Origin of the sequence: Streptomyces sp. YIM 121038 (genome assembly GCF_006088715.1) — a bacterium.
Taxonomy (GTDB): domain Bacteria; phylum Actinomycetota; class Actinomycetes; order Streptomycetales; family Streptomycetaceae; genus Streptomyces.
On sequence record NZ_CP030771.1, the window covers coordinates 668,837 to 694,983 of the forward strand.

The 26,147-nt window shown below is 73.3% G+C and carries 25 protein-coding genes; 13 read left to right on the forward strand and 12 right to left on the reverse strand.

Translation table 11 applies throughout. From position 1 onward, the window contains the following. Positions 1–31: 31 nt before the first annotated feature. The 4 genes from C9F11_RS47225 to C9F11_RS02895 all read right to left on the reverse strand — a co-directional run bounded on the left by C9F11_RS47225 (position 32) and on the right by C9F11_RS02895 (position 3,333). A complete protein-coding gene (locus C9F11_RS47225) occupies positions 32–184 on the reverse strand; it encodes a hypothetical protein (protein ID WP_171075619.1) in 153 nt (50 codons plus the stop codon). Positions 185–524: 340 nt separating this feature from the next. Next, positions 525–1,373, reverse strand: coding sequence for a class I SAM-dependent methyltransferase (locus C9F11_RS02885; RefSeq protein ID WP_138957760.1), 849 nt, complete (start codon positions 1,371–1,373; stop codon positions 525–527). 239 nt (positions 1,374–1,612) lie between these two features. Beyond that, positions 1,613–2,809 (reverse strand): acyl-CoA dehydrogenase family protein, encoded by a 1,197-nt coding sequence (locus C9F11_RS02890; RefSeq protein WP_138957761.1) that lies wholly within the window; start codon positions 2,807–2,809, stop codon positions 1,613–1,615. A 41-nt stretch (positions 2,810–2,850) separates the two neighbouring features. After that, positions 2,851–3,333 (reverse strand): flavin reductase family protein, encoded by a 483-nt coding sequence (locus C9F11_RS02895; protein WP_138957762.1) that lies wholly within the window; start codon positions 3,331–3,333, stop codon positions 2,851–2,853. A gap of 154 nt (positions 3,334–3,487) precedes the next feature. On the opposite strand from C9F11_RS02895, the gene C9F11_RS02900 reads away from it, so the two are divergent. The 4 genes from C9F11_RS02900 to C9F11_RS02915 all read left to right on the forward strand — a co-directional run bounded on the left by C9F11_RS02900 (position 3,488) and on the right by C9F11_RS02915 (position 7,131). Beyond that, positions 3,488–4,192 carry an FCD domain-containing protein gene (locus C9F11_RS02900; protein WP_249401565.1) on the forward strand — a complete coding sequence of 235 codons (705 nt, stop codon included), beginning with the start codon at positions 3,488–3,490 and terminating at the stop codon, positions 4,190–4,192. Between the two features lie 256 nt (positions 4,193–4,448). Next, the gene (locus tag C9F11_RS02905) at positions 4,449–4,910 is read left to right on the forward strand and encodes a hypothetical protein (RefSeq protein ID WP_138957763.1); all 462 of its coding nucleotides are present in this window, start codon (positions 4,449–4,451) and stop codon (positions 4,908–4,910) included. A 279-nt stretch (positions 4,911–5,189) separates the two neighbouring features. Then, the gene (locus C9F11_RS02910) at positions 5,190–6,032 is read left to right on the forward strand and encodes a carboxypeptidase-like regulatory domain-containing protein (RefSeq protein ID WP_249401566.1); all 843 of its coding nucleotides are present in this window, start codon (positions 5,190–5,192) and stop codon (positions 6,030–6,032) included. Positions 6,033–6,249: 217 nt separating this feature from the next. After that, positions 6,250–7,131 (forward strand): universal stress protein, encoded by an 882-nt coding sequence (locus C9F11_RS02915; protein WP_138957764.1) that lies wholly within the window; start codon positions 6,250–6,252, stop codon positions 7,129–7,131. A gap of 13 nt (positions 7,132–7,144) precedes the next feature. Here C9F11_RS02915 and C9F11_RS02920 read toward each other — a convergent pair whose 3' ends face one another. The 4 genes from C9F11_RS02920 to C9F11_RS02935 form a co-directional block, all read right to left on the reverse strand. Next, on the reverse strand, positions 7,145–8,797 hold the full coding sequence (locus C9F11_RS02920) for an alpha/beta hydrolase (RefSeq protein ID WP_138957765.1): 1,653 nt from the start codon (positions 8,795–8,797) through the stop codon (positions 7,145–7,147). A gap of 126 nt (positions 8,798–8,923) precedes the next feature. Beyond that, a complete protein-coding gene (locus C9F11_RS02925; RefSeq protein ID WP_138957766.1) occupies positions 8,924–9,349 on the reverse strand; it encodes an alpha/beta hydrolase in 426 nt (141 codons plus the stop codon). 19 nt (positions 9,350–9,368) lie between these two features. Continuing rightward, the gene (locus C9F11_RS02930) at positions 9,369–11,564 is read right to left on the reverse strand and encodes a trehalase family glycosidase (RefSeq protein ID WP_138957767.1); all 2,196 of its coding nucleotides are present in this window, start codon (positions 11,562–11,564) and stop codon (positions 9,369–9,371) included. Between the two features lie 117 nt (positions 11,565–11,681). Further along, the gene (locus C9F11_RS02935) at positions 11,682–12,998 is read right to left on the reverse strand and encodes a cytochrome P450 (protein WP_138957768.1); all 1,317 of its coding nucleotides are present in this window, start codon (positions 12,996–12,998) and stop codon (positions 11,682–11,684) included. A 141-nt stretch (positions 12,999–13,139) separates the two neighbouring features. Here C9F11_RS02935 and C9F11_RS02940 point away from each other — a divergent pair, with 141 nt between their 5' ends. Further along, positions 13,140–13,547 carry a DUF3224 domain-containing protein gene (locus tag C9F11_RS02940; RefSeq protein ID WP_138957769.1) on the forward strand — a complete coding sequence of 136 codons (408 nt, stop codon included), beginning with the start codon at positions 13,140–13,142 and terminating at the stop codon, positions 13,545–13,547. A 103-nt stretch (positions 13,548–13,650) separates the two neighbouring features. On the opposite strand, the gene C9F11_RS02945 is transcribed toward C9F11_RS02940, so the two are convergent. Further along, positions 13,651–14,493, reverse strand: a complete 843-nt coding sequence (locus tag C9F11_RS02945) for a DUF1206 domain-containing protein (RefSeq protein ID WP_138957770.1) — start codon at positions 14,491–14,493, stop codon at positions 13,651–13,653. A 364-nt stretch (positions 14,494–14,857) separates the two neighbouring features. On the opposite strand from C9F11_RS02945, the gene C9F11_RS02950 reads away from it, so the two are divergent. Further along, on the forward strand, positions 14,858–15,595 hold the full coding sequence (locus C9F11_RS02950) for a trypsin-like serine protease (RefSeq protein ID WP_138957771.1): 738 nt from the start codon (positions 14,858–14,860) through the stop codon (positions 15,593–15,595). A 51-nt stretch (positions 15,596–15,646) separates the two neighbouring features. Here C9F11_RS02950 and C9F11_RS02955 read toward each other — a convergent pair whose 3' ends face one another. Together C9F11_RS02955 and C9F11_RS02960 are read right to left on the reverse strand one after the other, a co-directional pair. After that, complete coding sequence (locus tag C9F11_RS02955; protein WP_138957772.1) at positions 15,647–16,603, reverse strand: sensor histidine kinase; 957 nt, start codon at positions 16,601–16,603, stop codon at positions 15,647–15,649. Next, positions 16,600–17,490, reverse strand: coding sequence for an MEDS domain-containing protein (locus C9F11_RS02960; protein ID WP_138957773.1), 891 nt, complete (start codon positions 17,488–17,490; stop codon positions 16,600–16,602). Before C9F11_RS02960 ends, C9F11_RS02955 begins: the two co-directional genes overlap by 4 nt. A gap of 125 nt (positions 17,491–17,615) precedes the next feature. Between C9F11_RS02960 and C9F11_RS02965 the strand changes: the two genes are divergently transcribed. The 6 genes from C9F11_RS02965 to C9F11_RS02990 all read left to right on the forward strand — a co-directional run bounded on the left by C9F11_RS02965 (position 17,616) and on the right by C9F11_RS02990 (position 23,118). Beyond that, a complete protein-coding gene (locus C9F11_RS02965) occupies positions 17,616–19,721 on the forward strand; it encodes a hypothetical protein (RefSeq protein WP_138957774.1) in 2,106 nt (701 codons plus the stop codon). Positions 19,722–19,925: 204 nt separating this feature from the next. Next, positions 19,926–20,429 (forward strand): STAS domain-containing protein, encoded by a 504-nt coding sequence (locus C9F11_RS49895; protein ID WP_138957775.1) that lies wholly within the window; start codon positions 19,926–19,928, stop codon positions 20,427–20,429. A 326-nt stretch (positions 20,430–20,755) separates the two neighbouring features. Next, on the forward strand, positions 20,756–21,034 hold the full coding sequence (locus C9F11_RS02975) for a hypothetical protein (RefSeq protein ID WP_138957776.1): 279 nt from the start codon (positions 20,756–20,758) through the stop codon (positions 21,032–21,034). A 271-nt stretch (positions 21,035–21,305) separates the two neighbouring features. Further along, on the forward strand, positions 21,306–21,665 hold the full coding sequence (locus C9F11_RS02980) for a hypothetical protein (RefSeq protein ID WP_138957777.1): 360 nt from the start codon (positions 21,306–21,308) through the stop codon (positions 21,663–21,665). Positions 21,666–21,674: 9 nt separating this feature from the next. Next, entirely contained in the window at positions 21,675–21,971 is a 297-nt protein-coding gene (locus C9F11_RS02985) for a hypothetical protein (RefSeq protein ID WP_138957778.1), read from the forward strand. Further along, positions 21,958–23,118, forward strand: a complete 1,161-nt coding sequence (locus tag C9F11_RS02990; protein ID WP_249401567.1) for an ATP-binding protein — start codon at positions 21,958–21,960, stop codon at positions 23,116–23,118. Before C9F11_RS02985 ends, C9F11_RS02990 begins: the two co-directional genes overlap by 14 nt. Positions 23,119–23,178: 60 nt before the next feature. Here the strand turns inward: C9F11_RS02990 and C9F11_RS02995 are convergent, their stop codons facing one another. Then, complete coding sequence (locus C9F11_RS02995) at positions 23,179–24,384, reverse strand: S8 family peptidase (protein WP_138957779.1); 1,206 nt, start codon at positions 24,382–24,384, stop codon at positions 23,179–23,181. A gap of 433 nt (positions 24,385–24,817) precedes the next feature. On the opposite strand from C9F11_RS02995, the gene C9F11_RS03000 reads away from it, so the two are divergent. Then, complete coding sequence (locus C9F11_RS03000; protein ID WP_138965960.1) at positions 24,818–26,146, forward strand: ABC transporter substrate-binding protein; 1,329 nt, start codon at positions 24,818–24,820, stop codon at positions 26,144–26,146. The last annotated feature ends 1 nt before the right edge of the window (position 26,147 follow it).

Consider the following 26,147-nt stretch of genomic DNA (forward strand, 5'->3'; position numbering starts at 1 on the left):
CCCTGGAGTAGCAGGGGCAACTAACGGATGTTCAGGAAATACAGCCGGACTTCGCCGAGACGCTGATGCAGCCGGACTTGTCCGCGCTGATGCAGCCTTCCTTTCCGGACGCCTTCGGCGAGTTCAGGGCCGTCCACTGGTTCCAGACATCGTCCTTGGCCATCTTCGCGATGAGCTTTTCCACGTCGTACCTCCAGGGGAAGGGGGGATGTGCGGCGGGGCTGCTGCCCGTTCACCGCTGCAATCGAAAGTAAAAGCAACACCAAGTCGAAGTCAAAGGTGAGCAATGCGCCACTGGCTCAAAAGCCGTCCGGGGCGGACACTTTGGCTTGATCCTTTGGGGCGCGCGGGGCGCTATTCACCTTTCCTTCACCCATCCGACAGGGAATGCGCACGAGTGGGGACGGTGGGCCAAAAGGGGCCAATCAACTGGAGAGAGCCGAACGGCTTGATAAAGGGCTGATCGGCCGGAAGGGCCGCGCCAGGAGAGAGTGGTGTGCCGCCGAAGAGGGGCGAGACGGGTGTTATCGCCCGGTGGGTGCGGTGCGCCAGAGGAAGATTTCGGTGCTCGGCTGACGCTCGGCGAAGCGGCCCGCCGGGGCGGCCTTCCGCAGCAGCGCGCGCAGGTCCGACGCGAAGTCGCCCCGGCGCGGCCCGAACAGGTGCGGGGCCGAGAACGACATCGAGAACACTCCGGCGACGACGTCGTCGGCCGTGCGCTCAAGGGCCTGCCCGCCGGGGACGACGAGGCGCTCGGGTCCGGAGAAGCCCGCCCGGGCGAACACCGCGGCCTCGCCTCCCGGCGTTCCCTGCGGCAGCACGCCGCGGCCCGCCCGCCTGACCGGTCCCAGATAGCGCCTGACCAGCTCGTCCATCGCGGCGTACGGCACCGGCGGGTGCGGCAGGCCCGCCACGGACCGGTCCTCCGCCTTCAGGTCCGAGAGGTGTACGAGGGCTCCGCCCGGGCGGAGCATGCCCCGTACCGTCCGCGCCACCAGGTCGCGGTCCATCCAGTGGAAGGACTGGGCGAAGGTCACCACGGTGAAGGTGCCGAGACCGGCGGGCAGCTCTTCGGCCCGGGCCCGCACCCAGGAGGCCTTTTCAGCCACCCCTTGCCCGGCCGCCTCGCGCCGGGCCTCGGCGATCATCCCGGCGTCGGGGTCGAGCCCGACGACCTCGGCGAACGCGTCCGCGAGCCGCAGCGCGACGGTGCCCGGGCCGCAGCCCACATCGAGCAGACGCCCCCGGCCGTCGAGGTCCAGCGCCCCGGTGAGCGCGTCCGCGAGCCCGGGGGCGTACGGGAGCCGTCCGCGCCCGTAGTACGCGGCCGTCCCGGAGAACAGGGTGTCGTCCCACTGCCAGTCGGCAGACATCCAGCACACCACCGTTCGCAGGAATCCGAGCACGAAGCCACCGATGATTCCACGGCCGGGGCCGGGCAGCGATGCCATTTCCGCGGGGCGGGTCCGGGCGGGTGACGCGCCCGCGCTCCGGCGGGACGGCACCGGGCCCGGGGCGGCCGTCGCCGCCCCGGGCCCGCGCCGGATCACACGAAGGGCATGACCACACGAGGACGTGACCACGCCAAGGGCATGACCACACGAGGGCGTGATCAGACGAAGGGCGTGATCCGCTCCTCCACGCCGAGGAGCAGCTTGCCGTAGATCTCCATGCCCACCGCGGGCGTGGAGACCGCGTGCCGTCCGGCGGTGCTCGCGTCCCGCCAGATCCGCTGGAGCGGGTTGGAGTCGGCGAAGGCGCCGCCGCCGTGCACGTCGAGCAGGGTGTTGATGGACTCCAGGACGTTCTTGATGGCGTGTCCGCTGTCCGCGCGGACGCGGGCCCGCGTCAGGACGTCGAGCTCGCCGCCGCGGGCCGCGGCCCCGTCGATGTCCGCGGCGGCGCGGTGCACGTGCAGCTGGGCGGTGTCGATCTTCATCGCGGCCTCGGCGATCTGGAGCTGCACGCCCACCGAATCCACCTGCGACTCGTAGTACGTGTACGAGATGGGCTTGCTCGCGGCCTTCTCGGAGACCAGCTTCAACGCCGCGCGCCCCAGGCCCACTTGGGGCCCGGCCAGGCCGAGGGCGAGCAGCGGCGACAGCGGGGAGCGGAACAGGCCCGTCTCCCCGTGCGTGGCCGGCACCTCGCCGGCGAGGGCGCGCGGCACGGAGACGACGCGGTGCTCGGGCACGAAGACGTCCTCGGCCATCAGGCAGTTGCTGCCGGTGCCGCGCATCCCGGCGACGTGCCAGACGTCCTGCATCTCCAGGTCGGTGCGCGGCACCAGGGCCATCGCCTGGTCGACCACCTCGCCGGCCTCGTCCGTCAGCGGGATGCCGAGGACGGCCCAGCTGGAGTGCCAGGCGCCGGAGTTGTAGTACCAGCGGCCGGTCGTCCGCCAGCCGCCCTCGACCTTCCGGCTGGTGGCGGTGGGGCTGAAGACGCCGGTGACCCGCGCGTCGGGGTCGGCGCCGAAGACCTCCTCCTGGGCCTGGAGGGGGAAGAGCGCGGCGGCCAGCCAGTTGCAGGTGTTGACCACGGCCACCACCCAGGACGTGGAGCCGTCCGCCTCCGCGAGTTCGGCCGACACGTCGACCAGGGTGCGCATGTCGGCCTCGTGTCCGCCGAAGCGCCGGGGCACGGTGAGTTTGAACAGCCCGGCGTCCGCCAGCGCGTCGATCACCTCGTCGGTCAGCTTGCGGTCCGCGTCGATCCTGGGGGCGTGCTCGCGCAGCAGGGGCTGCAGCGCGGTGGCCCGGCTGACGAACTCGGCGTCGGTCGAAGCGGCGGTGCCGGTGGTGGTCATGTCTGTCTCCATGGCTTGAACGCGTAAGGGAAGGGCGGGAATCACGCGACCGGGGTGAAGGCGGAGTGCGTGCCGAAGGTCCGGTGGCCGTAGACCAGCGGGGGCGCGGCCGTGGCCGTGCGGGCGTGGACGACCGTGCCGAGCAGCAGGCGGTGGTCACCGCCCTCGACGGCCGACGTCAGCTCGCACACGAGCCAGCCCGGCGCGTCCGGAAGCCGGGGCAGTCCGTGGTCGTACTCCCAGCGGATCCGGTCGAAGCGGCCGGCGGACCGGCCGGCGAAACGCAGGGCGAGCTCCTCCTGCTCCGCGCCCAGCACGTTCACCCCGAACCGACCGGTCGTCAGGATGCGGGCGAGCAGCCCCGACCCGTGGTCGAGCGCCACCGACACCATCGGCGGGCGCAGCGACAGCGAAGCGAAGGCGCTGACGGTCGACCCGTGCGGCGCGCCGCCCTCGGCGGCGGTCACGACGGTCACCGGGGCGCAGACCCCGGCCATCAGGTCCCGGAAGTCCTGTTCGGTCATCACGACATCCCCTCCAATCCATCATGATGATTACGATGATCATGGAGGAGGCTTTGAAAGTACGTCAAGGGGTGCGATGCTATTGGTCATAATCAATTCACTCAGATCATTCTGAGGATCGCCGCGCGGATCGCCGCGAGGATGGGGAGGACCTGTGGGAGCCACGGACGACACCCGAGGGGGCATGGAGCCGCCCGCCCTGCGGCGCGGCGAGTGGGAGCGCCCCGCGGCCTCCCGCGCCGAGGTCGCCGCCCGGCGCATCGCGGCCATGGTCGCGGACGCGGAGCCGGGCGAGCGCCTGGGCACCAAGGAGGAGCTGCGTGCCACCTGCGGGGTGTCGGTCGGTACGTTCAACGAGACCCTGCGGCTGCTCCAGTCGCGCGGGCTCGTCACCGTCCGCCCCGGCCCGGGCGGCGGCCTCTTCGCCGCCGAACAGTCCGCCATGCGGCGGCTGGGCAACTCCGTGCTGGCCCTGGACGCCAAGGAGCCGGACGGGACACGCGCCGATGAGGCCCGGCGGATCCGGGACGCCCTGGTCCCGCTCCTGGTCGAGGACGCCCTCTGGCACGGCTCACCGGCCGATGTGGCCGCGCTTCGACAGGAGTTGACGGAGCTGGCCGAGGCCGCGCGTCAGGCCGACCCGGTCGCGTTCGCCGACGTCGACCACCGGCTGCGCACGCGGCTCGCCGCCGTCAGCCCCAACTCGCTGCTGCGCTCGCTGTACGCGACGCTGCTGCCGGTCGCCGAACCCGACGCGGTCGAGCACCTCCAGGAGCGGTACGAGCACCACGCGGCCCTGGTCGACGCCCTTGAGGCCCGGGACCGCGACCGGGCGCTCGACCTGGCGCGGTCCGGCTGACTCGCTCGGCACGGTCCGGCCGAATCGGCTCGACGCGCTCCAGCTGACTCGGCTCCGCGCGCTCCACCCGAGGTGGACTCACGAGGCCCACCCATCTTGGGCACAGGTCGTTCACATTTTCCGGTCATTGAAGGGCGTCAAACCGCCATCCCCACGCGGAGCCGATCCTTCCGCCACGAGGTCGGTGCCAGAGTCCCGGTGCGGCGCCCAACAGGGCGCCGGTGGCTGAACTACCTGACTCCAAGGAGTTCTTCTCGTGGGGAAGAAAACCGCGACGCTGCTCGCAACCGCCGCTCTCGCCTCCCTCACCCTCGTCGGCCAGGCGAACGCCGCCCCCGCACACCACGCCCCCGCCCCCTCCTCCACATCGACGCAGCCCGGCCCCCTCGCGGACCAGGTGCGGTACGCGCCGTTCACCCTCAACCACAACGAGTCCGTGAGCTCCAACACGGCCCGCCTCATCCAGCAGTCCGACGGCAACCTCGTCATCTACGACGAGTTCAACCGGCCCAGATGGGCGAGCCGGACCGTCGGCCAGGGCTGGACCACGCGCTTCCAGGAGGACGGCAACCTCGTCGTCTACACCCGCAGCGGCCGCGCCGTCTGGGCGTCCCACACCGCGGGGCACCCCGGCTCCCGCCTCGTCATCCAGGACGACGGCAACGTCGTCATCTACGACGGCAGCCAGGCCATCTGGGCCTCCGGCACCAACCACTAGCGGCCCCGTAGCGGGCCGCTGATTCCTCTTAGCGCGTCACCGGCCGGGCCCCCGCGGGCCCGGCCGGTCCCATGAGAGAGAGCCCTCTTCGCAGGGCCCCCAGCTTCCGGCCCTCCCAAGAGACGGGCAGGCGACCTCCCGTCGAACACACCGCATACGGCTCATGCACTCTCCGGACGGCCTACAACCACAGCCGCCGTCCCCCGTGTCGAACTCCGTGCCGGTGCGCCGGTCCCCCGGCGCCGCCGATCCCGCACCCACCGAACCCACGGAGTTCACGTGCATTCGCGTTCACGTTTCCCGGTGGCCCGCCTCGCCGCCACCGCCGCGCTCGCGCTGGCCACCCTCGCCCTCGGCGTGCCGTCCGCCCAGGCGGCGGACGCCGACCGGGCGCCGCGCCGCGCGCCGGACGACGCCTTCGTCGTCACCCTTTCCTCCGACGTCTCCAGAACCGACTTCACCCACCGGAAGGTCAAGCTCAGTGGCACCGTGACCCGCGCCGACGGCACGCCGGTCGCGGGCGCGCCGGTCAAGCTCCACAAGACCGTCCTGTACAACACGTGGAACCCGTGGGGCGACCCCATCGACCCGATCGAGCGGGAGACCCTGCCGCTGGGCACCCTCCACACCGACGCCGAGGGGAAGTTCACGGTCTCCGGCGTCCCGGCGGACCGCTGGCTGGACCGGGACAGCATCCACCTGTTCCCCCGCCACGAGGTCGAGTTCCAGGCCTCGTACGACCCGGGTGACCCCTCGGACGGCCACTTCTACTTCGCCGAGACCACGGTCGGCGTCCGGTCGGTCGACAGTTCCCTCACCTACAAGGTGAACAAGAAGAAGGTGCGCGCCGGTGACACCCTCGTCGTCACCGGCAAGGTCACCTGGCCCGCCGGGCACGGCCCGGTCGCGGGCACCCGCGTCCTGCTCCGGACCTACTACGAGTCCTCGTACGACGCGAAGACCACCACCGACGCGCGGGGCAACTTCACCGTCCGCGCCAAGATCCGGGGCTACGACCGCGACTTCGTGATCTTCTCCACGCCCAAGGACTACTACATCACGGGTGCGAGCGAGAGCCTGCCGGTCACCAACGTCACGCCGCGCCCGAGGCCGGCGGCCTGAGACCCGAGCGGGGCCCGCTGCCGGAAACCGGTGGCGGGCCCCGCTCCTGTCACGGTTTGACCCATCCCACACAGATCCGTACGGGCGGATTCCGATTGCCGACGGCGGCAGGGAGAAGGAGAAAGGACAAGGACAGACCACCACGAGAACACGACCCACGAGGGACAGGAGCGGCCCAGGTGCCGCACCCCCCGTCCCGAGAACGTACGGAGGCCCCATGACCCGCGCCATCGCCGTCGGAGTGGACGGATCCGCCGAGAGCCTCGCCGCAGCCGACTGGGCGGCCGTCGAAGCCGCGCTGCGCGGCGCGCCGCTGCGGATCGTGCACGCCTGGCTCCCGCAGTCGACCGACGTGACCCTCGCCCGGAACGGGGACGAGCAGGTCGCGGCCGCCGACGCCTTCGTGCGGGAGGCCGTGGCGCGCGTGTCCGGCCGCCACCCGGACCTCACGATCGCCTCCGAAGTCGTCCAGGCCACCCCCGTCGACACCCTGCTCAAGGAGGCCGAGCGCTCCGAGATGCTGGTCCTCGGCTCGCGCGGACACGGGGCCCTCGTCGGCTTCCTGCTCGGGTCCTACGGGCAACAGGTCATCGCCGACGCACCCGGCCCGGTGGTGTCCGTACGAGCCGGTACGGGGACGGACGCGTCGGCGCGGGCCGACGCGGCGGGCGACGTCGTGGTGGGACAGCACGGGGAACCGGAGGACAGTGAGGCCGTGCTCCGGTTCGCCTTCGAGGCCGCGGCCGCCCGCGGCGCGGCCGTCCGTGCGGTGCGGGCGTGGACCCTGCCGCCGCTGTACTCCTACAACACCGGCGTGCTGCAGGTCGCGGACGAGGCCGGCGGCCTCGAACCGCTCGAACAGCAGGCCCTGACGCGTGCGCTCGCCCCGTGGCGCGAGCGGTTCCCCGACGTGCCCGTGGTCGAACACGTCGAGATCGGCAGCGCGGGCCAGGTCCTCCTCGCGGCCACCCCCGACGCGAGCCTCCTCGTGGTCGGCCGCAAGACGCGCCGCTCCCCCATCGGCACGCGCATCGGCTCCGTGGCCCATGCCGCGCTTCACCACGCGGGCTGCCCGGTCGCGGTCATTCCCCCGGCCTGAGCGGGGCGTGCCCTCAGCAGGTGGTGCCGTCAGGAACCGCGCGCAGGCCGACCAGGTAGCCGTCCACGCGCTTCGTGACGCACGCGTCGCCCCGGCCGTAGGCGGTGTGCCCCGGTGCCTCGTACGTCAGGAGCATCCCGCCGGGGAACTGTTCCGCCAGGCTCTCGGCCTCCTCGTACGGGGTGGCCGGGTCGCCGGTGGTGCCGACCACGAGGACCGGCGCCACCCCCTCGGCCGCCACCCGGCGCGGCTTCGGTGTGCCCGTGGGCAGGTCCTTGCACGCCAGTACGCTCAGCACGCTCGACACGCCGTACAGGCCCGCCTTCTTCTCGGCGCGGTCCAGGGCGTCCCAGTACGGCTCGGCGGTGCGGGGGTAGGCGGTGTCGGCGCAGGAGACGGCGAGGATGGCGGCGTCGCTGTTGTCGAGGGAGGCGTCGCCGGGGCCGTCGGAGTCGTCCACGGCTGTGCCCGCCGACCGGGAGCGGGGCGCGGGCTCCGGCGCGCCGGACCCATCGGCCTCCTCGTCCGTCTCGGCCTCCTCGTCCATCTCGGCCTCCGAGAGCTCCGCCAGTTTCGTGCCGTCGCCGCGGGCCGCGGCGCGCAGGGCCGCGGAGAGCGGCTTCCACTGCTCCTCGGGCGTGTACATCGCCATCGAGACGGCGTCGACGACCTCTGTCGCGCCGAGGCCCTCCTCCTCGCCCTCGACGGGCAGCGGATCGTGCTCGGCACGCGCGTACAGACCGTGGATCAGGCGGCGGATCTCCTTCGGGCTCGCACCGGGACAGCCCGTGCCGACGACGTCCGCGCACCGCGTCGCGTAGTCGTCGACGGCCCTGCGGAAGCCGGTCCCCTCGCTCAGGGCGCGCTGCGCCCAGCCGAGGGAGGGGTCCACCGCGCCGTCCAGGACCATGGCGCGCACCCGGCGGGGGAACTGCTCGGCGTACCGGCTGCCCAGGTGCGTGCCGTACGACCAGCCGACGTAGGTCAGCTTCCGCTCGCCGAGAGCCGCGCGCAGCACGTCCAGGTCGCGGGCCACGTCCCGGGTGCCGACGTGCTGGAGGAGGCCGCGGCTGCCCCTGCGGCACGCGGTGGCCTCGGCGCGGGCGTCGGCCAGCGCCTGGGCGCGCGCGGCGGCGGTGCGGGGAACCGGAGGCTGCGCCCCGGCCCCGTCGTCCTCGGCGGTGTCCTCCTCGTCCTCCGGGCAGTCGAGCGCGGGGCGGCTGCCCGCGACGCCGCGCGGGTCGAAGGAGACGATGTCGAAGCGGGCCCGCGCCTCGGCTCCGAAGGACTCGGCCCCGCCCTCCTTGAGATCGGCCACCCCCGACTCACCAGGGCCGCCCGGGTTGTAGACGAGGGTGCCGATGCGCCGCCCCTCGTCGGCGGTCGCGGCCCGGGCCACGGGCAGGACGAAGGTCTTCCCGTCGCCCGGGTGCGCGTAGTCCCTGGGCACGGTGAGCCGGGCGCACTCGACGTCACCGCAGTCCCGCCACTTCAGCCGCTGCCCGTAGAAGCGCTGGAGCTCGGGCCGGGTGGCGGCGTCCGCCCTCTCCCCCTCAGACCCGTGACCGCCCTCCGTGGAGCAGCCCGCGAGCGGGAGAGCGGCGAGGACCGCTGCGAGGGACGGGGCGAGGACGCGGACGCGCAAGGTGGGCTTCGGGGACTTCACGTAGGTGCTCCTGTGTTTCTGGTTCACCACAGGGTCCCTGATGGCGGCCGCGGAGAGACGCAAGGGGGCGCCGACACCGGGCAAGGCCCGTGTGCTCGACGGCGGCCGAGCCGTCGGCCTCGTCCGTCAACCGGCCTGAGGTTCCTGTGCCCGCCGGATGGCCGCCACCGTCCGGACCGGTTCCTTCCCGAGGAAGTCCAGGACGAGCGCGTTGACCAGGGCGGGCTTCTCCTGGGTGAGGAAGTGCGAGGTGCCGGGTACGACGGCGAGTTCGGCACGGGGCAGCGCCTCGTACATCTCCACCACGTGCCGCATCGCCACCAGCATGGCCACGAACGCCCCGTCGCTGTGCCCGACCAGGTCCGCGGGTTCGCCCACGACGGCCTCCAGGAAGGGGATCGTGTCGTCGGCCATCAGCTCGTAGGTGATCGGTCCGGGCACGTCCGGGATGTGCCCGTGGCCCCGGCGCTCGGGGGTGTAGACGTGGAAGTGCCCGGCCAGGGGGCCGAGGTTCGGCTCGTAGAACCGGCTGTCGACCAGGCCCCCGTGCATCAGGACCAGCGGCGCGCCCTCACCTCCCGCTCAGCATCGGCAGCAGTGCCGCCGCCGACCAGCTGAAGTTGGGTGAGTTGAGCGGTGCGCCGGTCAGGGGGTCGTAGTTCTCCATCACCGGGCCCCGGCCGGTGAGGCCCGTGGCGTGGGTGAGCAGGCGGTCGGTCAGCGCCCGGGCCTCGGCGGTGTGGCCGTACCGGCGCAGTCCGGCCTCGGCGAAGTACGCCTGGTCCAGCCAGACAGGGCCGCGCCAGTAGCGCTGCGGGGCGAAGTAGGGAGAGCTGCGGGCCACCGTCGGAAAGGGCACGGGCGTGGCGAACTCGCCCGGGTCGGTGAGCTTGTCGCGGACGGCCGCTGCCTGCGCGGGTGTCGCCGTGCCGGTCCACAGCGGGATCGCCCCCTCGATGCCCCGCCCGCGCCCGGTGAGCCGGGAGCCGTCGGCCAGGTCCGTGTCGTAGAACCAGCCGCTCGTCGGGTCGTACATCCGCTCGCGCACCGCCTGGTGCGTGGCCCGCGCGCGGGCGCGCCAGTGCCGCTCCCCCGCCTTGTCCCCCACCTCCCGCGCGATGGCCGCCAGATGGGTCTGGTCGGCGGCGAGGTAGGCGTTGAGGTCGACGGACTCCTGGGTGAGGGAGTAGCCGGTCACGCGGCCCGAGGCGTTCTGGTTGGCGACGACGGAGGTGCCGAGGGCGGCGTCGAAGCGCGGCGCGTTGTCCATGCCGCTCTCCCAGGCGGCGGCGAGCCTGCGCTCCTCCGCGCTGTCGTTGGCGGGGTCGACGGTCGCCCCGTACTCGGCGAGCCCGTCGCCGTCGTGGTCGCGGTTGCGGTACCACCACGCCTGGTACGCGGCCAGCTTCGGGTACATCTCGCGCAGGAAACCCCGGTCGCCGCCGCGCTCGTAGACCTCCCGCACCGCCCACGCGGCCAGCGGGGGCTTGCTGTTGCGCTCGTTCCAGTTGCCGCCGCCGTCGGAGGGGTCGTTGTAGAAGACCGCGTCCGGGATCATCCCGGCGTCCTGCGGCCTGCTCGCCGAGCCGGGGCGTATCTGGTGGTCGAACATGGCGCGGAGCTGCGACTCGGCGAGCCGGGGGTCGAACCGGGCGGTGCCGACGGCCTGCTTCCAGGTGTCCCAGGCCCAGATTCCGCCCGCGAACCACTTGTACGACAGCGAGGGGCTGATGGCGTCGTGCCGGATCCGCCCCGCCGCCGAACGCCAGTTGGTGGCCAGGGTCTGGAGCGCCTTCACGGCGAGGCGGCGGCGCGCGGCCGGGACGGAGTCGGTGACGGCGGCGACGTAGCGGCGCCAGCGCGCGTCCCCGGCCGCCGCGACGGCGGCCGGGCGGGACAGGGCCCGGCGCACGGCGGCGCCCTCGCGGGCCTGTTCGGGCGCGGTGAAGGTGTAGCTCTCCGCCCAGTCCAGGGTGCGGGCCGCGCCGGGCGCGAGGCGCAGCGGAGCGGCCAGCTCGGTGCGGTAGGTGTCGTGGTCGAGCGTGGTGCGGACGGGCTCGCGGTGGGTGATCTGGAAGCGCTCGGTGCCGTCGGTGAGGTAGTCCCACTTCTCGCGTACGCGCGCGAAGTCGACGGCGACGCCACGCGCCGTGGCGGTCAGCGCGGGCGCGTCCCGCTGCGGCCCCTTCTCGGGGCGCAGCAGGCCGCCGGACCAGTCGGCGGCGAGCGTGCGCGTGGTACGGCCGCTGTTGTGGACACGGGCGCGGACGAGTGCGGTGCGGTCGGTGGCGAACCGCAGCTCCAGGGTGAGGTCGAGGCCGTCGAGGCGGTAGCCCTGGCGCAGCAGCCCCGGCAGCGACGTGAAGCGCGGTGCGCCTCCACCGGCCAGATCGAGCGTTCTCTCCGCTTCCTTCAATCGGAGCCTGCTGAAGGATCTGCTCAGCCACCAGGGGTACTCCTGGGCGATGTAGAGCGGCCCGGTGAAGCCCCCGTACGTCGTCGGGTCGTCCGCCTCGGGCAGGGCGTACGCGTGCCAGGCGCCCCGGTCGGCGAACACGTTGACGGGGTTGAACTCCCCCGGCGAAGCGGCCTTGGGGACGCCTTCGAGGTCGAGGACGTTCTCGTACGCGACCGGCGACCGGGCGGTGGACGCGGTGGCGGTGGGGTGCCGCGGCGCCGCGTCGCTCGCCCCCGACGGGGACGTCGTGCCCGCGGCGAGGCCGAGAGCGAGGGCGAGCGCGGGCAGGACACGAGAGGGAGAGCGCATCGTGGACTCCGGGCGTGTGAGAGGACTGCGGCCGTGTGAGGACTGCGGGGCCCGCGGGCGGGGGCGACAGCCGTTTGGGGACTGAACTCCTCGCGCCCTAACCGCTGTTCACCCGCGTCACCGCACACCCACCCGCATCGGGATGCCGTCGGCCGCCCACAGCACGAACCGTTCGATCGGCGTGACCTGGTGGCCCGGCACCGGCCGGAAGGTGAGGCGCTTGAGGAGGACGGCCAGGACGAGCTGCGCCTCGACGGTGGCCAGGGCCGCGCCCTCGCAGCCGCGGGGGCCGAGGCCGAAGGGGATGTAGGCGAACCTCGGCCGCTTGGCCGTCTCTTCCGGGGTGAACCGCTCCGGGAGGAACCGCTCGGGCTCGGGCCAGTGGTCGGGGTTCAGATGGACGGCCCAGAAGGGGTAGAAGATGGTCGTCCCCGCGGGAATCTCGTACTCCCCCAGCGTGAGGGGCTCGGTCGTCTCCCGCGCGCCGTACGGGCCGGGCGGGTAGAGCCGCATCGCTTCCTTCAGGGTCATGTCCAGATACGTCAGCCGCCGCAGATCCGCGTACGTGGGCGCACTGCGGTCCCCGAGCACGCGGTCCACCTCTTCGGTGACGCGGGCCGCGACCTCGGGGTGCCGGCCCAGCAGGTGCAGGGTCCAGGAGACGGCCACGCCGGTGGTGTGGTGGGCGGCGAGGAGCGTCACCATGACGGTGTCGCGGATCCGCGCGGGGCTCTGGCCCGCCTCGACGAGCGCGCCGATCAGATCGCTCCGGTCCGCGCGGCCGCCGGAGCGGTGGTGTGCCGCGATGACCTGGTCGACCGTGGCCCGCAGATACGCGAGGGCCGCCTCGGCGCGCCGGGCCCGCTCGTCCTGCGTACCCGGGACCGGTGCCTGGTAGAGCCGTCCCAGGTACTCGGTGAGTACCGTCTCGAACGCCTCGGTGACCTTCTCGGGGTCTTCGGTGTCGCCGCCCAGGGAGTACGCGCAGATCATCCGGAGCGTCAGCGCGGTGAGGTCCTTCTGCAGTTCGACGGGCTCGCCCCCGGCGCGCGCGGCCCAGCGGTCCGCGAGGTCCGTCGCGAGTGCGGTGAACCGCGCGAAGTGCCGCTCGTGGGAGGGGCGTCCGGCGAAGACGGAGAGGAGCAGCCGCCGCCACGGGGTGTGCTGGTCGGCCGCGAGGACCTGGAGGTTGTCCGCCTCACAGAGCGGGGCCAGGAACTCGAAGAGCCGCTCGGGGCGTTTGTCGATGTGGGCCGTGGCTTCCAGGAGCACGGGGTCGGCGACCGACACGGCGTCCTCCGCGCCCGGGAGCTGGAACCGCACGACGGGTCCGTATGCGGCGTGCAGCCGCAGTTGGTAGGTGTGCAGTCCGCCCGCCGCCGTGACAGCACCCACGCCGCCGTCCGGGCGGGCCTCGGGGCCCGGGATCTCCATGGCCGCGTTCCTTCCCTGCCCGCGGGTCGAGCACACGTACGCATCCGGAGATTCTCCGGGGCGGCGGTGCGGGGCCGTCCGTCCGGTAGATCAGGCTTTGTCATCTGGTGGCCGTACGGGTGGCGGGGACTACGATCCGGTATGCGAGCTTCTGGAACGTTCAAAGTTGCCGACTTCACCCCGGTCGCCGCGCCGAGCCCGGGGATCGAGACCGCGGTGCCCGTGGCGGTGGCCACGATGGCCAAGCAGTACGAGGGCGAGGTCGTCGGGCACTCCACGACCCTGTTCACCGCCGCCGCCGACCAGTCCACCGGCACCGGCACCTATGTCGCGATGGAGTCCTTCGAAGGGGCGCTCCACACGCGGAGCGGCACCTTCAACTTCGCGCACTCGGGGACCACCGTGGACAGCCGCAAGCAGGGCGAGTTCTTCGTGATCGTCCCGGGCAGCGGAACGGGCGACCTCGCGGGGATCACCGGGACCGGGGGCATCGCGGTGGACGAGGACGGCACGCACCGGCTCTGGTTCGACTTCGACCTCGGGCAGTAGTGCGGCGGCCCGTCCGTGCACGCGGCGGCCGGGGGACGCGCCCCCGCCGCCACGCCGTGCCCCTGCCGCAGGGCCACCGGCCGGGCCCCGGGAAGCGACCCGCTCACACCTTCCGCCAGCGCGCGCTGGCCCACGAGAAGACACCGAACGCCATCAGCGCCACGGCCAGGGCGACGAGCAGCCACGGCCCGCCCGCGGTGTGGCTGAAGGAGCGCAGGGTGTCGTCCATCCCCTTGGCCTCGCCCGGCTCGTGCCGCACGGCGGCCACGACGAGGAACACACCGGCCGCCGCGAAGGCGCACCCGCGGCCGCAGCCGCCGACCACCCCGAGCACGTCCACGCCCCGGCGCACGGGGGCGGACATCTCCCCCATCCGCAGCCGTCGGCGGTACTTGCGCAGCACGGCCCTGCCGATCATCCACAGCCCGGCCGCCACGACGCCGAGCCCCGCCGCGCCCACGATCCACTGCCCGCCCCGCCAGTCCAGGACGGTCGCCGTGAAGTCGTCGGCCTGGCGGTCGGAGGAGCCGCTGCCGCTGCCCTTGTCCCCCGTGACGTAGGCCAGGACCAGATAGCTGACCACGCCGTAGAAGACGAACCGGGCCGCTGACAGGAGGCGTTTGCCCGGCTTGCGCCCCTCGGGACCGGCCTGCCCGAACAGCGCCTCGGACAGCCGCCACAGCGCCATCCCCACGAGCCCGAGACCGAGGAGCCACAACAGGGCCTCCCCGAAGGGCTTCTGGGCGAGCTCGGTCAGCGCGCCGCCGCGGTCGGCCTGCTTCCCGTCGTCGTCGGAGAGCGCGATGCGCAACGCCACCACGCCGACGAGTACGTAGATCGCGCCGCGCGCCACGAAGCCGGCCCGCGCCGCGACCTCCACCACCCGGCCGCGGGCGAGCCGCCGCGCCCGGCCTGTCCCGTTTCGCACTACCCCATCAAAGCCCATGGTGGCCGAATCCCCCGGGACCTCCGGCCCATGCCCCCTCGGGCGCGAGGGAGAGGTCACACCGGAGGGCAGGAGCGTTCCACCCGCCCTACCAGGAGCGACCTTTCGCCACGCAGGAGCGACCTTTCGCCACGCAATAGTCCAGACCATATGTTTTCGCTTGACTATGCATGTGTACGCAAGTCTACGCGAGTAGCCATGACCCGCCTCTTGCGATGACGCTGGCCCATCTGCCAGATTTTCAAAGGCCTTTACTGGCATGCACGCGACAGGATTACCCGCCTCGCGCGTGTACCCCTGGCCGCATACCTATGCGGCTCCGTCCTCGTGAAGGACGCTCCACCCCCACACAATGGAGTTGAACGTGCGAATATCCAGACTTCTCCCCGCGGTCGCGGCCGTCGCCCTGACCGTCCTGGGGCTCGCCCCCACCGCCGCCGCCCAGGCCTCGGCGGCCGAGCGCGCGCCCGCCGCCCCCTCCACCACCGCGGCCCAGCCGATCATCGGCGGCGGCTACGCCAGCAACGCCCCCTGGGCGGCCCGGCTCTTCTCCAACGGGCGGCAGACCTGCACCGCCACGATCATCGCCCCGACCTGGATCCTCACCGCCAAGCACTGCGTCAGCGGCGGCGGCCTCTCCTTCCGCATCGGCAGCCTCGACCAGACCACGGGCGGCACCCAGGCCAACGGCGTCAGCGTCACCAGCAACCCGTCGGCCGACCTGTCCCTGGTCAAGCTCGACCGCTCCGTCGCGGGAACGTACTCGCCGCTCGGCCAGCCCGGTTCGGTGACCGTGGGCCAGTCCGTGCAGGTCTACGGGTGGGGCGCGACCTCCCAGTGCGGCCAGGAGATCAACTGTCAGTCCCGGCTCCTGAAGGTCGCCAACGTCACCGTCACCGGTGGCTGCCGCGACGCCTACCAGGGCCAGGCCATCTGCGCCCGCCGGGGCAACGGCATCACCGCGGGCGGCGACTCGGGCGGCCCCATGATGGCCAACGGCCTCCAGGTCGGCGTGGCCTCCACCAGTGACCGGCAGACCACCACCGCGTACACGAACGTGACGGCGTACCGCTCCTGGATCCAGAGCGTGGCCGGAGTCTGAGCCACCCCTCCCCTCCGCGCGGCGCCGCGCGGAGGGGGCACGGACCCCGGTTCACCGACGGAAGTAGAGGCGCACGAGCGAGCCGTCCGGGCCGAGCCGCTCGGTCATCAGGTCGCTCAACTGCCGCACGACCCACAGGCCGTGTCCGCTCGCCGCGCGCGGGGCCGGTGGCAGATGGCCGGGGAAGGCGGGCACGCTCGGCAGGTGGCCGCGGCCGCCGTCGGCGATCTCGCAGACCAGGTACTCGGGCTCGCTCCACAGCCGCAGCACCCCGTGCCCGCCGCCGAAGCGGATGGCGTTGACCACGGTCTCGTGCACGGCGACGACCAGGTCCTGGACGCGGCCCTCGGCGAGCGCCCGGCCGCGCGCGAACTCGGCGGCGGCCGCGCGGGCCACGGTCGTCCGCCCCCGCTCGAAGGGAATCTCTGCGGCCGCACGGAAGGCCGGGGCGGCCGACTCGCGTTCGGCCTCGTCGCACTCGGCGTAGAAGTCGGCCGGAGCGGCGTACCGGTCGTTGCGCAGCAGCGCGTCGTCGCCGACGGCGAGCTCGGGGTGGGTGCGGCGGGCGGTCGTGATGACCGCTTCCGGCAGGGCCCGGGTGTCGTACGGACACAGGATCCAGTGGCCGGATTCGGCGAACGCGACGTTCAGGAGCGACTCGTAGCGCATCCACTCCTGGACCTCCAGGGTGGTGCGCCCCGTCCAGACGGGTTCGCCGATCACCCGGACTCGGCGGGCGCCGCCCTGCTCGCGGGCGGTGCAGTACGCGTGGTACTGGCCGAGGGTGCGCGAGGGGTAGTGGTACCAGTCCAGGCAGTCGATGAACTCCACCTCGCGCGCCGCGCCGCCCAGCGCGTCCCGCAGCAGGTCGATGTTGCCGCCCGCGACGACGGCGAGCAGCGCGTCACCCGCCTCCAGGCCCTCGCGCACATAGCCGAGGGTGCCCTCCAGGAATTCCTCGTCCGCGCCGTAGCACAGCGCCTGATGGACGAAGCCGGTTCGCGTCATCGCTCCTCATCCCCCCTGTCGACCTCCAGGCCGGGGACCGCGTCCCAGCCCGTGACCCGCATGACCCGGTGCACGTGCGGGGCGACCCCGGTGAGGAGGAGGCCGCCGCCCCCCGCGCGCAGGCGCAGGCCCGTGTGGACCAGCAAGCGCAGGGCTCCCACGTCGATGAACGACACGTCGCGCAGGCTGAGCCGGGTGCGGTGGCCGTCGGCCCGGCCCGCGGTGCGCGCGGCCTCGCCGTGCAGGGCCCGCGCCACGGCGGTGACGTTGGTGTCGTCGACCTCTCCGGACAGCGCGAGTCCTGGCGGGGCGAACGTACGGGTGATGCTGAGCAGTTCGTCCTTCCAGACGTGGTCGGCCACGGCCCGGCCGTGGTGCAGCCCCTCCACGGGCGCCCACTCGTGGGCCTCGAAGACACGTCGGTCGTACTGACAGACCGCGAGCACGGGCAGCGCCTGGAAGACCGGGTCGAGCAGGCGCTCGGCGTCCTGGAGCTCCTTGAACGCGTCGTCACCGGGGCCGCGTACGACTTCGAGGGCGACGCGCAGCCCGAGGAAGCCGTCGGCCACGGCGTCCTCCGCCTCGCGGCGCACCCGCTCGTCGAGGTCCCACAGCGACTCCGGGGTGCCGAACCGGGGGTCGAACCGCAGCCCTCCCGTGCCCAACGCGTGCTCCACGTCGACCCCGTGGCCGCGCAGGAACCCGAGCGCCGCCTCGGGCGACGCGGGCCCCGAGGTGAGGACGAGGCCGCGGTGTCCGCTGGCCAGGCCGTCCAGGAGGAAGGCGGCGAGCATCACCTCGCGCTCCTCCTCCGTGTCGTAGCCGAGGAGGAGGTGGTCACCGCACCTCATCTGCCCGACGGCTCTGAGTACCGGTTCCATGTCCATCCGACCCACCCCCCTCGCGCCTCGCCCTCACCACAACTACGCGGTGTGTCGGGACGGTTACACGCTACGCCGGAAACAGGGCCGCCGTAGCCGATATGGTGATCCACACCTCACAAGGGGAAGGCATGTCCGCCTCAGTGCGCAACGGCAACGACCGCCTCGGCAACCTGCCCGTGGAGCCCAACGCGTTCGTCGGCCGGAAGACCGAACTGGCCCGCATCGACCAGCTGTTGGGACGCGAGCGCCTGGTGACCCTGACGGGCCCGGGCGGCGTGGGCAAGTCCCGGCTCGCGGTGCGTGCCGCCGCCGCGGCTCGGGGGCGCTTCCCCGGCGGCGTGTGGCTGGTCGAACTGTCCGCGCTCACCGATCCCGCACTCGTCGCCGTCGCGATCGCGCAGGCCCTGGGCCTCGCCGACGAGCCGGCCCGCCCCGCGCTCGCGGCCGTCGCCGGGCACCTGGGCGACAAGCCGGTGCTGTTGGTCCTGGACACGTGCGAGCACCTCCTCCCCGCCTGTGCGCGCCTGGCCACCGCCCTGCTCGCCCGCGCGCCGCGGCTGCGCGTCCTCGCGACCAGCAGACAGCCGCTCGCCGCGGACGGCGAACACGTCCTCGCGGTCGGGCCCCTGCCGGTCGCCGCCCCCACGTCGGGCGGGGGCGCGGTGGGCGGGGACGCGGTGGCGCTCTTCGCGGCCCGGGCCGCCGCCGCGGCGCCCTCCTTCGCCCTCACCGCCGTCAACCGCCTCCAGGTCAACGCCGTCTGCGAGCGCCTGGACGGCATTCCGCTCGCCCTGGAACTGGCCGCCGCGCGCCTGCGCGACCTCCCCCTGGACCGGCTGCTCGCGGGCCTCGACGCCCGCTTCGAGCTGCTCACCGCGGCGGGGCCCGCACGCCCCGCACGCCATCAGGCCCTGCGGACGGCCGTCGGCTGGAGCCACGAGCTGTGCACCCCGCTGGAGCGGCTGCTGTGGGCCAGGCTCTCGGTGTTCGCCGGGGGCTGGGACCTGGAGGCCGCCGAATTCGTCTGCCACGGCGGCCCGTTGAGCGCCGAGCACGTCCTGGAACATCTGGCGGGGCTCGCCGAGAAGTCGATCGTGACGCAGGAGCCGGACGGGACCGGGCCGTGCTTCCGGATGCTCGACACCCTCCGCGAGTTCGGCGCCCGGTGGCTGGCCGAACTCGGCGAGGCCGATGACGTCCGCCGCCGCCACCGCGACTACTACCGCTGGCTCGTCCGGCGCGCCGAGGCCGAGTGGCTCGGCCCCGGCCAGCGCGCCTGGGCCGACCACATGAGCACCGAGCACGCCAACCTCCGCCTCGCCCTCGACACCTGTCTGCGGGACCCCGAGCCCACGCTCGCCCTCGAACTGGCGGGCACGCTCTGGTTCTTCTGGTTCGCCGCCGGTCACGCCGAGGAGGGCCGCGCGTACTTGGAGCGCGCCCTCGGCCGGGGCAGCGGCACGAGCGCCGAGCGCACCCTCGCCACCTGGGCGCACCGCCTCATCACCCTGACCCCGGACGACCTCGACGCCGCCGAGGAGGTCGCCGCCGGGTACGCGCGTCTCGCCGCGGCGCGCGGCCTGCCCCCGGCGGCGCGGATCCTGCCGCTGAACGGGGCCTCCCTGGCCGCGCGCGGCGAGTCCGCCCGCTCGGCCGTCCTGCACGGCGCGCCGGGGCCGGGGCCCGCGGGCGGCGGCGGTGCCACCTTCTTCAAACTGACCAGCCACGCCGTGCAGGCGTACCTCCTCGCGGGGCAGGGCGCCCCGGCCCGCGCCGCCAGGGCCGCCGAGCGGCTCAGCGCCGAGTGCGACAAGCACGGCGAGCTGTGGATGCGCGCGTGGGGCGACTACTACCTGGGCCTGGCCCGGCTCGGCCTCGGGGACACCGAATCCGCGGCCGACTGCGCCCGCGCCGCCCTGGCCGCCAAGTGGCGCATCCACGACCGCCTCGGCACCGCCGCGGCCGTGGATCTCCTGGTGTGCGTGGAGGCGGCCCGGGGGCGGCCCGAGCGTGCCGCGCGGCTGCTCGGGGCCGCCGCCGGGCTGTGGCGCCGGGTGGGGCTCGCGCGGTTCGGGGACGCCGAGGCCACCGTCGTCCAGCGGGAGCAGCGGCGCAGGCTCCGCGGAGAGCTGGGCGACGCGCGGCTCGGCCGCCTGCTGGCCGAGGGCCTGGCCCTGGACACCCGCCAGACCGTGGAGTTCGCCCTCGCCGAGGCGCCGGAGGGCCGGTCCTGAGCCGGGCCCGGCGTGGGGTGCCCCCGGTGTGGGCCCGCGTGCGCTCCGGCACGCGCCCGCTCCCCCGCTCACCCGATCGAGCGACAGCCATTCCCCTGACGGGGCTGTTGACCGGGGGGTACCGTCCCACCGTGCAACCGCCGAACTCGGCACGGCCCAGGCAACCACGACGACCGCACACGACTGCCGAGGTGAGCAGCCGCCATGAGTGAGCCATGGCAACGGGACATCCGCCGCCGACCGGCGCTCGCCACGGCGCGCCACACGGGGTGGTCCGCGCACAGCCGCGTCCTGGCCGGGCACACCGTCGTCGAACTCAGCGGTGAGATCGACCTGGACGCCGACACCGACCTCCGGCTCTATCTGGACGGGGTGACCTGCCGCCCGTTCGCCCGGGTCGTCGTCGACCTGCGCCCGGTGACCTTCATCGACTGCGTCGGCCTCTCCCTGCTCGTCCGGGCCCACCGGCGGGCGCGGGAGCGCGAGGGCAGGCTCCTGCTGGTCGGCTCCGACCCGCTGCTGCTGCGGATCCTGCACGTCACGGGTCTCGACCGGCCGCTGCCCGCCCACCCCACCCTCGGTCACGCGCTGGCCGCGGGCGACGCGCCGCCGCCCGCTGTCGAGGACGTCCTGGCCCTCGCCGCGGACGGCGACCCGCCCGTGGTGCCCCAGGGGCACGACGACACCTCTCAGGGCCCGCTCGCGTGAGCCCGCGCGGTGCGGGCCGCACCCCCCGCAGCACGTCACCCGGGCGTCACCTGCGTCACTCCTGAAATCGCACAACGAGCCGCCGTGATTCCCGGAAATAGGGCGGTACAAGAAAAGGCTTTCGCCGCTACACTCGCTCATCGGGATATCCGGCTTCGGGGGATTTCGGGGGGCGATCACGCATGGCCGATGATCCACAATCACCAGGTTCAGCCGCACGGCACGGACGCCGCCGCCCATGGCACCGGGAAGTCCAGCCGGAGGCCGCGGAAGCCATCGTCGGAGTTCTGCAGCTCCTCGGCGATGTCGCGATCAAAATCGCGCAAGTGCCGCGACCGCTGCAGCTGAAGAAGCTCACCTTCGACGAGGTCGTCCGCTATTTCGTGGAGGAACGCCCGGACGTGCCTCAGGTGCACCACGGCGCCCTCCTCACCCGGCAGGGACTTTCCTACGGATTCCCTTGTCTCCAGCTGTTCGTCGACCGGGACAACCATCCCTGTCTGCGCCCCTCCGGGGAGCCGTACGGCAGGTTCATGGTGGCGAAGGAGCTGGACGGTGAACTCCTGGGGATGTTCGGCGGGCGGGAACTCATCATCTTCGAGTAGCGCCACGGCCGGGAGTGGGGCAGTGCGGGAGGAATCGATGGGGAAATGGGCGGCCGTGGCCGCCGGATTGGCCGTCGCGGTGCCGTTGGCCGTCGCGACGTTCCGCGCGCGCAGGAAGAGGAACCGGCTGGACACAAAGATCGATCAAGCAGAACTGAACCGGTGGTTCCGGCGCCATCGCTGATACCGCGACGGCCACGTACGACGAGTCCGTAACCACATCCGAGCAACAGCGGAAGAAAAACGAACACTATCGGGGGGAAAGACACCAATGGATCCACTCTCCCTCATCGCCGCGATCGCCTTCTTCGGCTATATCGCGGTGGTGATCGTCTCCATCACCGTGGAAATCATCACGGAATGGTTCCGGGCGCGCGGCAGGATCAAGGCGGACAACGCCAACGCGATCGCCTTCTCGCTCGCCGAGCGCATCGCCAACAAGGACTACGCGAAGGTGGGCGGGGTGTTCGACAAGACCCCGACGACCGCGTCCACGCGCATCGTGCAGGGCTTCTTCGACGAGCGGACCGGCCGGGTGGTCCAGGCACGGGCGCTCGCCAGCGCCCGCCAGCCCGACGCCGCCGTGGTGCGCCACCACGCGGCGGGCCGCGGGCTCGTCGTCTACACCTGAGGGGCAGCGGTGGAACCCATCAGCCTCCTCCTGCTCCTGATGGCGGGAGGCTTCGCCGCCGGAGCCGTCCTCGCCCTGGTGACCTGGTCCATGGTGAACAGCTGGATCTCCGCGCGGGCCGTGCGGGGCGGCTACGCGGAGATCCTGTCCGAGCGCCTCACCACCGGCGACTACCACGTCGTCGGCGGCATCTTCAGCCCGTACGGGGTCCGGACGGCGACCCAGGTCTGGGACGCCCACGCCATCGACCCCGAACTCGCCCGCAGGCTCCGCACGTCGAGGGGCGTGATCCGTGTCCAGACATGAGCGCGGCCTCGACGGGCACGGCACGGACAACGGCTCCTGGTCCGCGCCCCGCCTCTTCCTGAGCGGTTTCCCCGCGGACCTGCCGGACCGGGAACTGGTGAAGTTCCGGGTGCGGCTCTTCGCCATGCTCGGCGAGATCGTCGAGCACTACCGGCCCGGCCCCTTCGTCCTGAGCGCCGGATACGGCACGCTGCCTCCGCGGCCCGGCCACGAACCCCCGCCGTGGCCCGCACAGGAGGAGCCGCAGACACCGTCCTTCTCGACGGTCGAGCCGCTGTACACCTTCGACCAGCTGGTCCTGCCCGAGGAGACCGTCGGCAGGCTGCTCGACTGCGTGTCGCTCGTGGAGGTGGCCCCGCTCGTCTTCGACACCTGGAACCTGCGGTCGATCGAGCCCCATCCGTCCACGGCGGTCAACTTCCGTGGTCCGCCCGGCACCGGCAAGACCATGGCCGCGCACGCCGTCGCGCACCGGCTCGGCCGGCGCATCCTGTCCTGCCGCCTCTCGGACCTGGAGAGCAAGTACCACGGCGAGGGACCCAAGAACCTCGCCGCGCTGTTCGCCACGGCCAAGGAACAGAACGCGGTCCTCTTCGTCGACGAGGCCGAGTCGCTGCTCTCGCGCCGGTTCGCCCAGCCCCAGCAGGCCGCCGAGAGCGCCATCAACTCCATGCGGACCGAGCTCCTCATGGCCCTCGACACCTTCCAGGGCCTGGTGATCTTCGCGAGCAACCTGCCGCACAGCTATGACGCGGCCGTCGAGTCCCGGTTGCTGCACGTCGACTTCGCCCTGCCCGACCACGCGGCCCGGCGCCGGATCTGGCAGACCCATCTGCCCGCCGAACTGCCGGTGCACGACGACGTCTCGCCGGAGGACCTGGCCGACGTCGGCGACGTCTCCGGCAGGGACATCAAGCTGGCGGTCATCCTCGCGGCGGTCGGCACGGCCCGCCGCCGTGAAGCCGCCGTCACCCGGGAGACACTGCTCGCCGCCCTCGAGGAACAGCGCACTCCGCCGCCCTCGTCCACGGTCCCGGACGAGTCGGGGGCCGAACTCTCCGACGAGGGCAAGGAGTCGGTGGCCGCACAGCTGCGCCGACGCCTCGCCGACGCGGAGGACGACAGCGGCGCGGACGCCCCGGCCTGAGCCGTGCCGTGCCGCGCCCCGTGCGGACGGTGGTCCACGGGCCCGCCCGGGCCCGCGGACTCAGCCGTTGTCCTCCTCGGGGTCGTCCGGGGTGAGCGAGGGAGCCAGATACAGCAGACGGTTGGGCGAGCCCGGGCTGACCGTGAGGACGTCCGGCGTGGCCGCGTCGATGATCCGCTGCTTGAGGACCGCCGGGGTGCTCTCCCCGTCGTCGTCCAGGGCGAGCAGCACGGCCCCGGTGGTGTAGGGCGCGGCGAAGGAGGTGCCGCTGACCGTGGCGGACCCGCCGCCCATCTTCGCGGCGAGCACTTGGTGCCCGGGGGCGTAGAGGCTCACGCAGCGGCCGTAGTTGCTGGTGGCGGACTGGACGTCGCTGCGCGTGCTGTTGCCGACGGCCAGGACGCTCGACGCGCGCGCGGGCGAGCGGGTGCAGGCGCTGCGGCCCTGGTTGCCCGCGGCGGCCACGGTCAGGATGCCGTGGTCCTCCGCGAGGTTGTTGACGGCCATGTCGGTGGTGGGGAACAGCGGCGAGCTCAGTGAGGAGTTCACCACGGCCGCCGGGACCGCGTTCTTCGCGATCCACTCGTACCCGGAGAGCAGTCCCTCGCTGGTGCCCCTGTTCTGGCAGTTGAGGACCCGCACCGACACCAGCTTGGCCTTGCGCGCGACCCCGAACGCGGCCCCGCCCGCGAGGGAGGCGACGCTGGTGCCGTGGCCGTAGCAGTCCTTGCCGTCGCCGCCGAAGGCGTCGAAGCCGAGCGTCGCCCGGCCCTCGAACGCGGCGTGGTCGAAGTCGATGCCGCTGTCGAGGATGTACGCGGTCGTGCCCTCGCCGTCCTCGCCGGGTGTGAAGGTGCCGTCGAGCGGCAGCTGGCGCTGGTCGATGCGGTCCAGGCCCCACGACTCCGTGGTCTCCCGGTGGCGCCGCCAGGTCGTGCTGCGCGGGCCGGAGATGACACCGACCTCTTCCACCGCCACCACGCCCGGAAGGCGCCGTACGGTGCTCAGCTGCCGCGGGGTCAGATCGGCGGAGAAGCCGTTGAGCACCGCGCGGAAGGTCTGGCGCACCGGCAGGCGCCACTGCTCCGCCGCGCGGTCGGACGGCACGCTCTTGGCCAGGGTGACGATGTACCGGCCCGGCAGGGCGTGGGCGGCCTCGTGCACGGGTGCGGGCGCCCGCTCCCCGGCCGCCGCGCCGGGGGCGGCGACGAGACCGGCAGTGAGGGCGGCGGCGACGGCGACGGCGCGCCGAGGTGGTCGGGGCATGAAGTGCTCCAGGTGAGGGTGGGGGCTGGTGCGTACCGCACGGCCGGCAGGCCGCTCTGTATCTCTCACCGGGCCGCGCTCGCGTGTACCCGCCCGTCCCCCCGATGGCGCACGCCCCCCGGCCCGCCGGACCCCGGGCCGTGCCGGGAGCCCGTACGGCCGGGAGCGGGATCCGGCCTAGCTGACGCGGGCCGTCAGCGGCGCGGTCGCGCGCGACGGCGTGGGGGCGGCGGACGTCCCCGGCGCCCGTACGGCCGACGATCGCGCCCACGCCGCCGCCCGGGGCGGCACACGCGTCGGCCCCCGCTGCCGGACCGCCCCGTTCCGCGCGGCCGGAACCCGGCTCCCCCGCCCCCAGCCCTCTTCTCGCCACGGACATCCCCTCGTACGTTCCCCTCGACGCGACGGACGGCCCGACCCTCCGGAGGTGGCGATGCCCGCGGTGCCCGGTGCGTCAGGTCCGCTGTCGCGGCGCGGGCTGCTGCGCGCCGGTGGTGCCGGGGCGCTCGGCACGGCGGGTGGCGCGGTGTCGGGCTGCGCGGCGGGAGCCGGCGGCGGGGTCGGTCCCGACGGGCGCGTCACCATCCAGCTGTGGCACGGGCAGACCGAGATCGCCGCGAAGGTCATCAGGGGTTTGGTCGCCGACTTCGAGCGCGGCCACCCGGACATCCGCGTGGACATGGGCGGCGGCGTCATCTCCGACGCGATGCTCCAGAAGGTCACCGCGGCCCTGGCCGCCGGTTCCTACCCCGACATCGCCTACGTCTTCGGCTCCGACCTGGCCAGCGTGGCCCGCAGCCCGAAGGTCGTCGATCTGACCGGGCACGTCCGGCGGGCCCCGACGCCGTGGCGCGACTACTGGGCGGCGGCCCGCGACGCCGTCACCGTCAACGGCCGGGTCCGGGCGGTGCCCGCGCTCCTGGACTGCCTGGGCGTGATCTGCAACAAGGAGGTGTTCGCCGCGGCCGGGCTCGACCTGCCCGAGGCGGGCTGGACCTGGCAGGAGTTCGTCGACACCGCGCGCCGCCTCACCGACGCGGGCGAGGGACGGTTCGGCACCAGCTGGCCCGGCACGGGCGACGAGGACACCGTGTGGCGGCTGTGGCCGCTGGTGTGGGACCTGGGCGGCGACGTGATCGCCGACGACGGGCGGAGCATCGGCTTCGCCACGGCGGGCGTGCGCGCTCTGGAGGTCGTACGGGACCTGGCGCGCGACCGGAGCGTCTACCTCGACCCCAAGCCGGGCAGCGAGCAGATGCACCAGGTCTTCCTGTCCGGGCGGATGGGCATGGTGATCACCGGGCCCTGGCAGCTGCCGGACCTCCGGCAGGCCGGCCTCGACTACCACGTGGTCCCGCTGCCCACCTTCAGCCGCAGGCCCGTGACCATCTCGGGCCCCGACACCTGGGTGCTCTTCGACAACGGCGCGGCCCGCGCGCAGGCCGCGCGGACCTTCGTCACCTGGCTGATCCAGCCCGCCCAGGACAGCCGGTGGGACGTGCGGGCGGGCAGCCTGCCGCTGAGCCTCCGCAGTGAGGCGCGCCCGGCCTGGCGCGAGCACGCCGCCGACACGCCCGGCCTCTCCGTGTTCACCGAGGCGCTCGCCGCCGCGCGCGTACGCCCCGTGCACCCCGCCTACCCCCGGGTGTCGCGCGCCCTGGGGCAGGCCGTCGTGTCGGTGCTGCTCGGTCGTGCCAGTCCCGCCGACGCGGTGCGCTCCTGCGCCGACGAGTCCAACGCAGCCCTGCTGATACCGCGTTGAG

Coding starts and splice junctions, on each gene's coding strand:
- C9F11_RS02965 (WP_138957774.1), top strand. CDS start 17,616: ATGTCCGCCTCAGTGCGCAACGGCAACGACCGCCTCGGCAACCTGCCC.
- C9F11_RS02890 (WP_138957761.1), bottom strand. CDS start 2,809: ATGACCACCACCGGCACCGCCGCTTCGACCGACGCCGAGTTCGTCAGC.
- C9F11_RS02960 (WP_138957773.1), bottom strand. CDS start 17,490: ATGGACATGGAACCGGTACTCAGAGCCGTCGGGCAGATGAGGTGCGGT.
- C9F11_RS03000 (WP_138965960.1), top strand. CDS start 24,818: ATGCCCGCGGTGCCCGGTGCGTCAGGTCCGCTGTCGCGGCGCGGGCTG.
- C9F11_RS49895 (WP_138957775.1), top strand. CDS start 19,926: ATGAGTGAGCCATGGCAACGGGACATCCGCCGCCGACCGGCGCTCGCC.
- C9F11_RS02935 (WP_138957768.1), bottom strand. CDS start 12,998: ATGGAGATCCCGGGCCCCGAGGCCCGCCCGGACGGCGGCGTGGGTGCT.
- C9F11_RS02980 (WP_138957777.1), top strand. CDS start 21,306: ATGGATCCACTCTCCCTCATCGCCGCGATCGCCTTCTTCGGCTATATC.
- C9F11_RS02915 (WP_138957764.1), top strand. CDS start 6,250: ATGACCCGCGCCATCGCCGTCGGAGTGGACGGATCCGCCGAGAGCCTC.
- C9F11_RS02995 (WP_138957779.1), bottom strand. CDS start 24,384: ATGCCCCGACCACCTCGGCGCGCCGTCGCCGTCGCCGCCGCCCTCACT.
- C9F11_RS02885 (WP_138957760.1), bottom strand. CDS start 1,373: ATGTCTGCCGACTGGCAGTGGGACGACACCCTGTTCTCCGGGACGGCC.
- C9F11_RS02940 (WP_138957769.1), top strand. CDS start 13,140: ATGCGAGCTTCTGGAACGTTCAAAGTTGCCGACTTCACCCCGGTCGCC.
- C9F11_RS02955 (WP_138957772.1), bottom strand. CDS start 16,603: ATGACGCGAACCGGCTTCGTCCATCAGGCGCTGTGCTACGGCGCGGAC.
- C9F11_RS02925 (WP_138957766.1), bottom strand. CDS start 9,349: ATGCACGGGGGCCTGGTCGACAGCCGGTTCTACGAGCCGAACCTCGGC.
- C9F11_RS02930 (WP_138957767.1), bottom strand. CDS start 11,564: ATGCGCTCTCCCTCTCGTGTCCTGCCCGCGCTCGCCCTCGCTCTCGGC.
- C9F11_RS02895 (WP_138957762.1), bottom strand. CDS start 3,333: ATGACCGAACAGGACTTCCGGGACCTGATGGCCGGGGTCTGCGCCCCG.
- C9F11_RS02945 (WP_138957770.1), bottom strand. CDS start 14,493: ATGGGCTTTGATGGGGTAGTGCGAAACGGGACAGGCCGGGCGCGGCGG.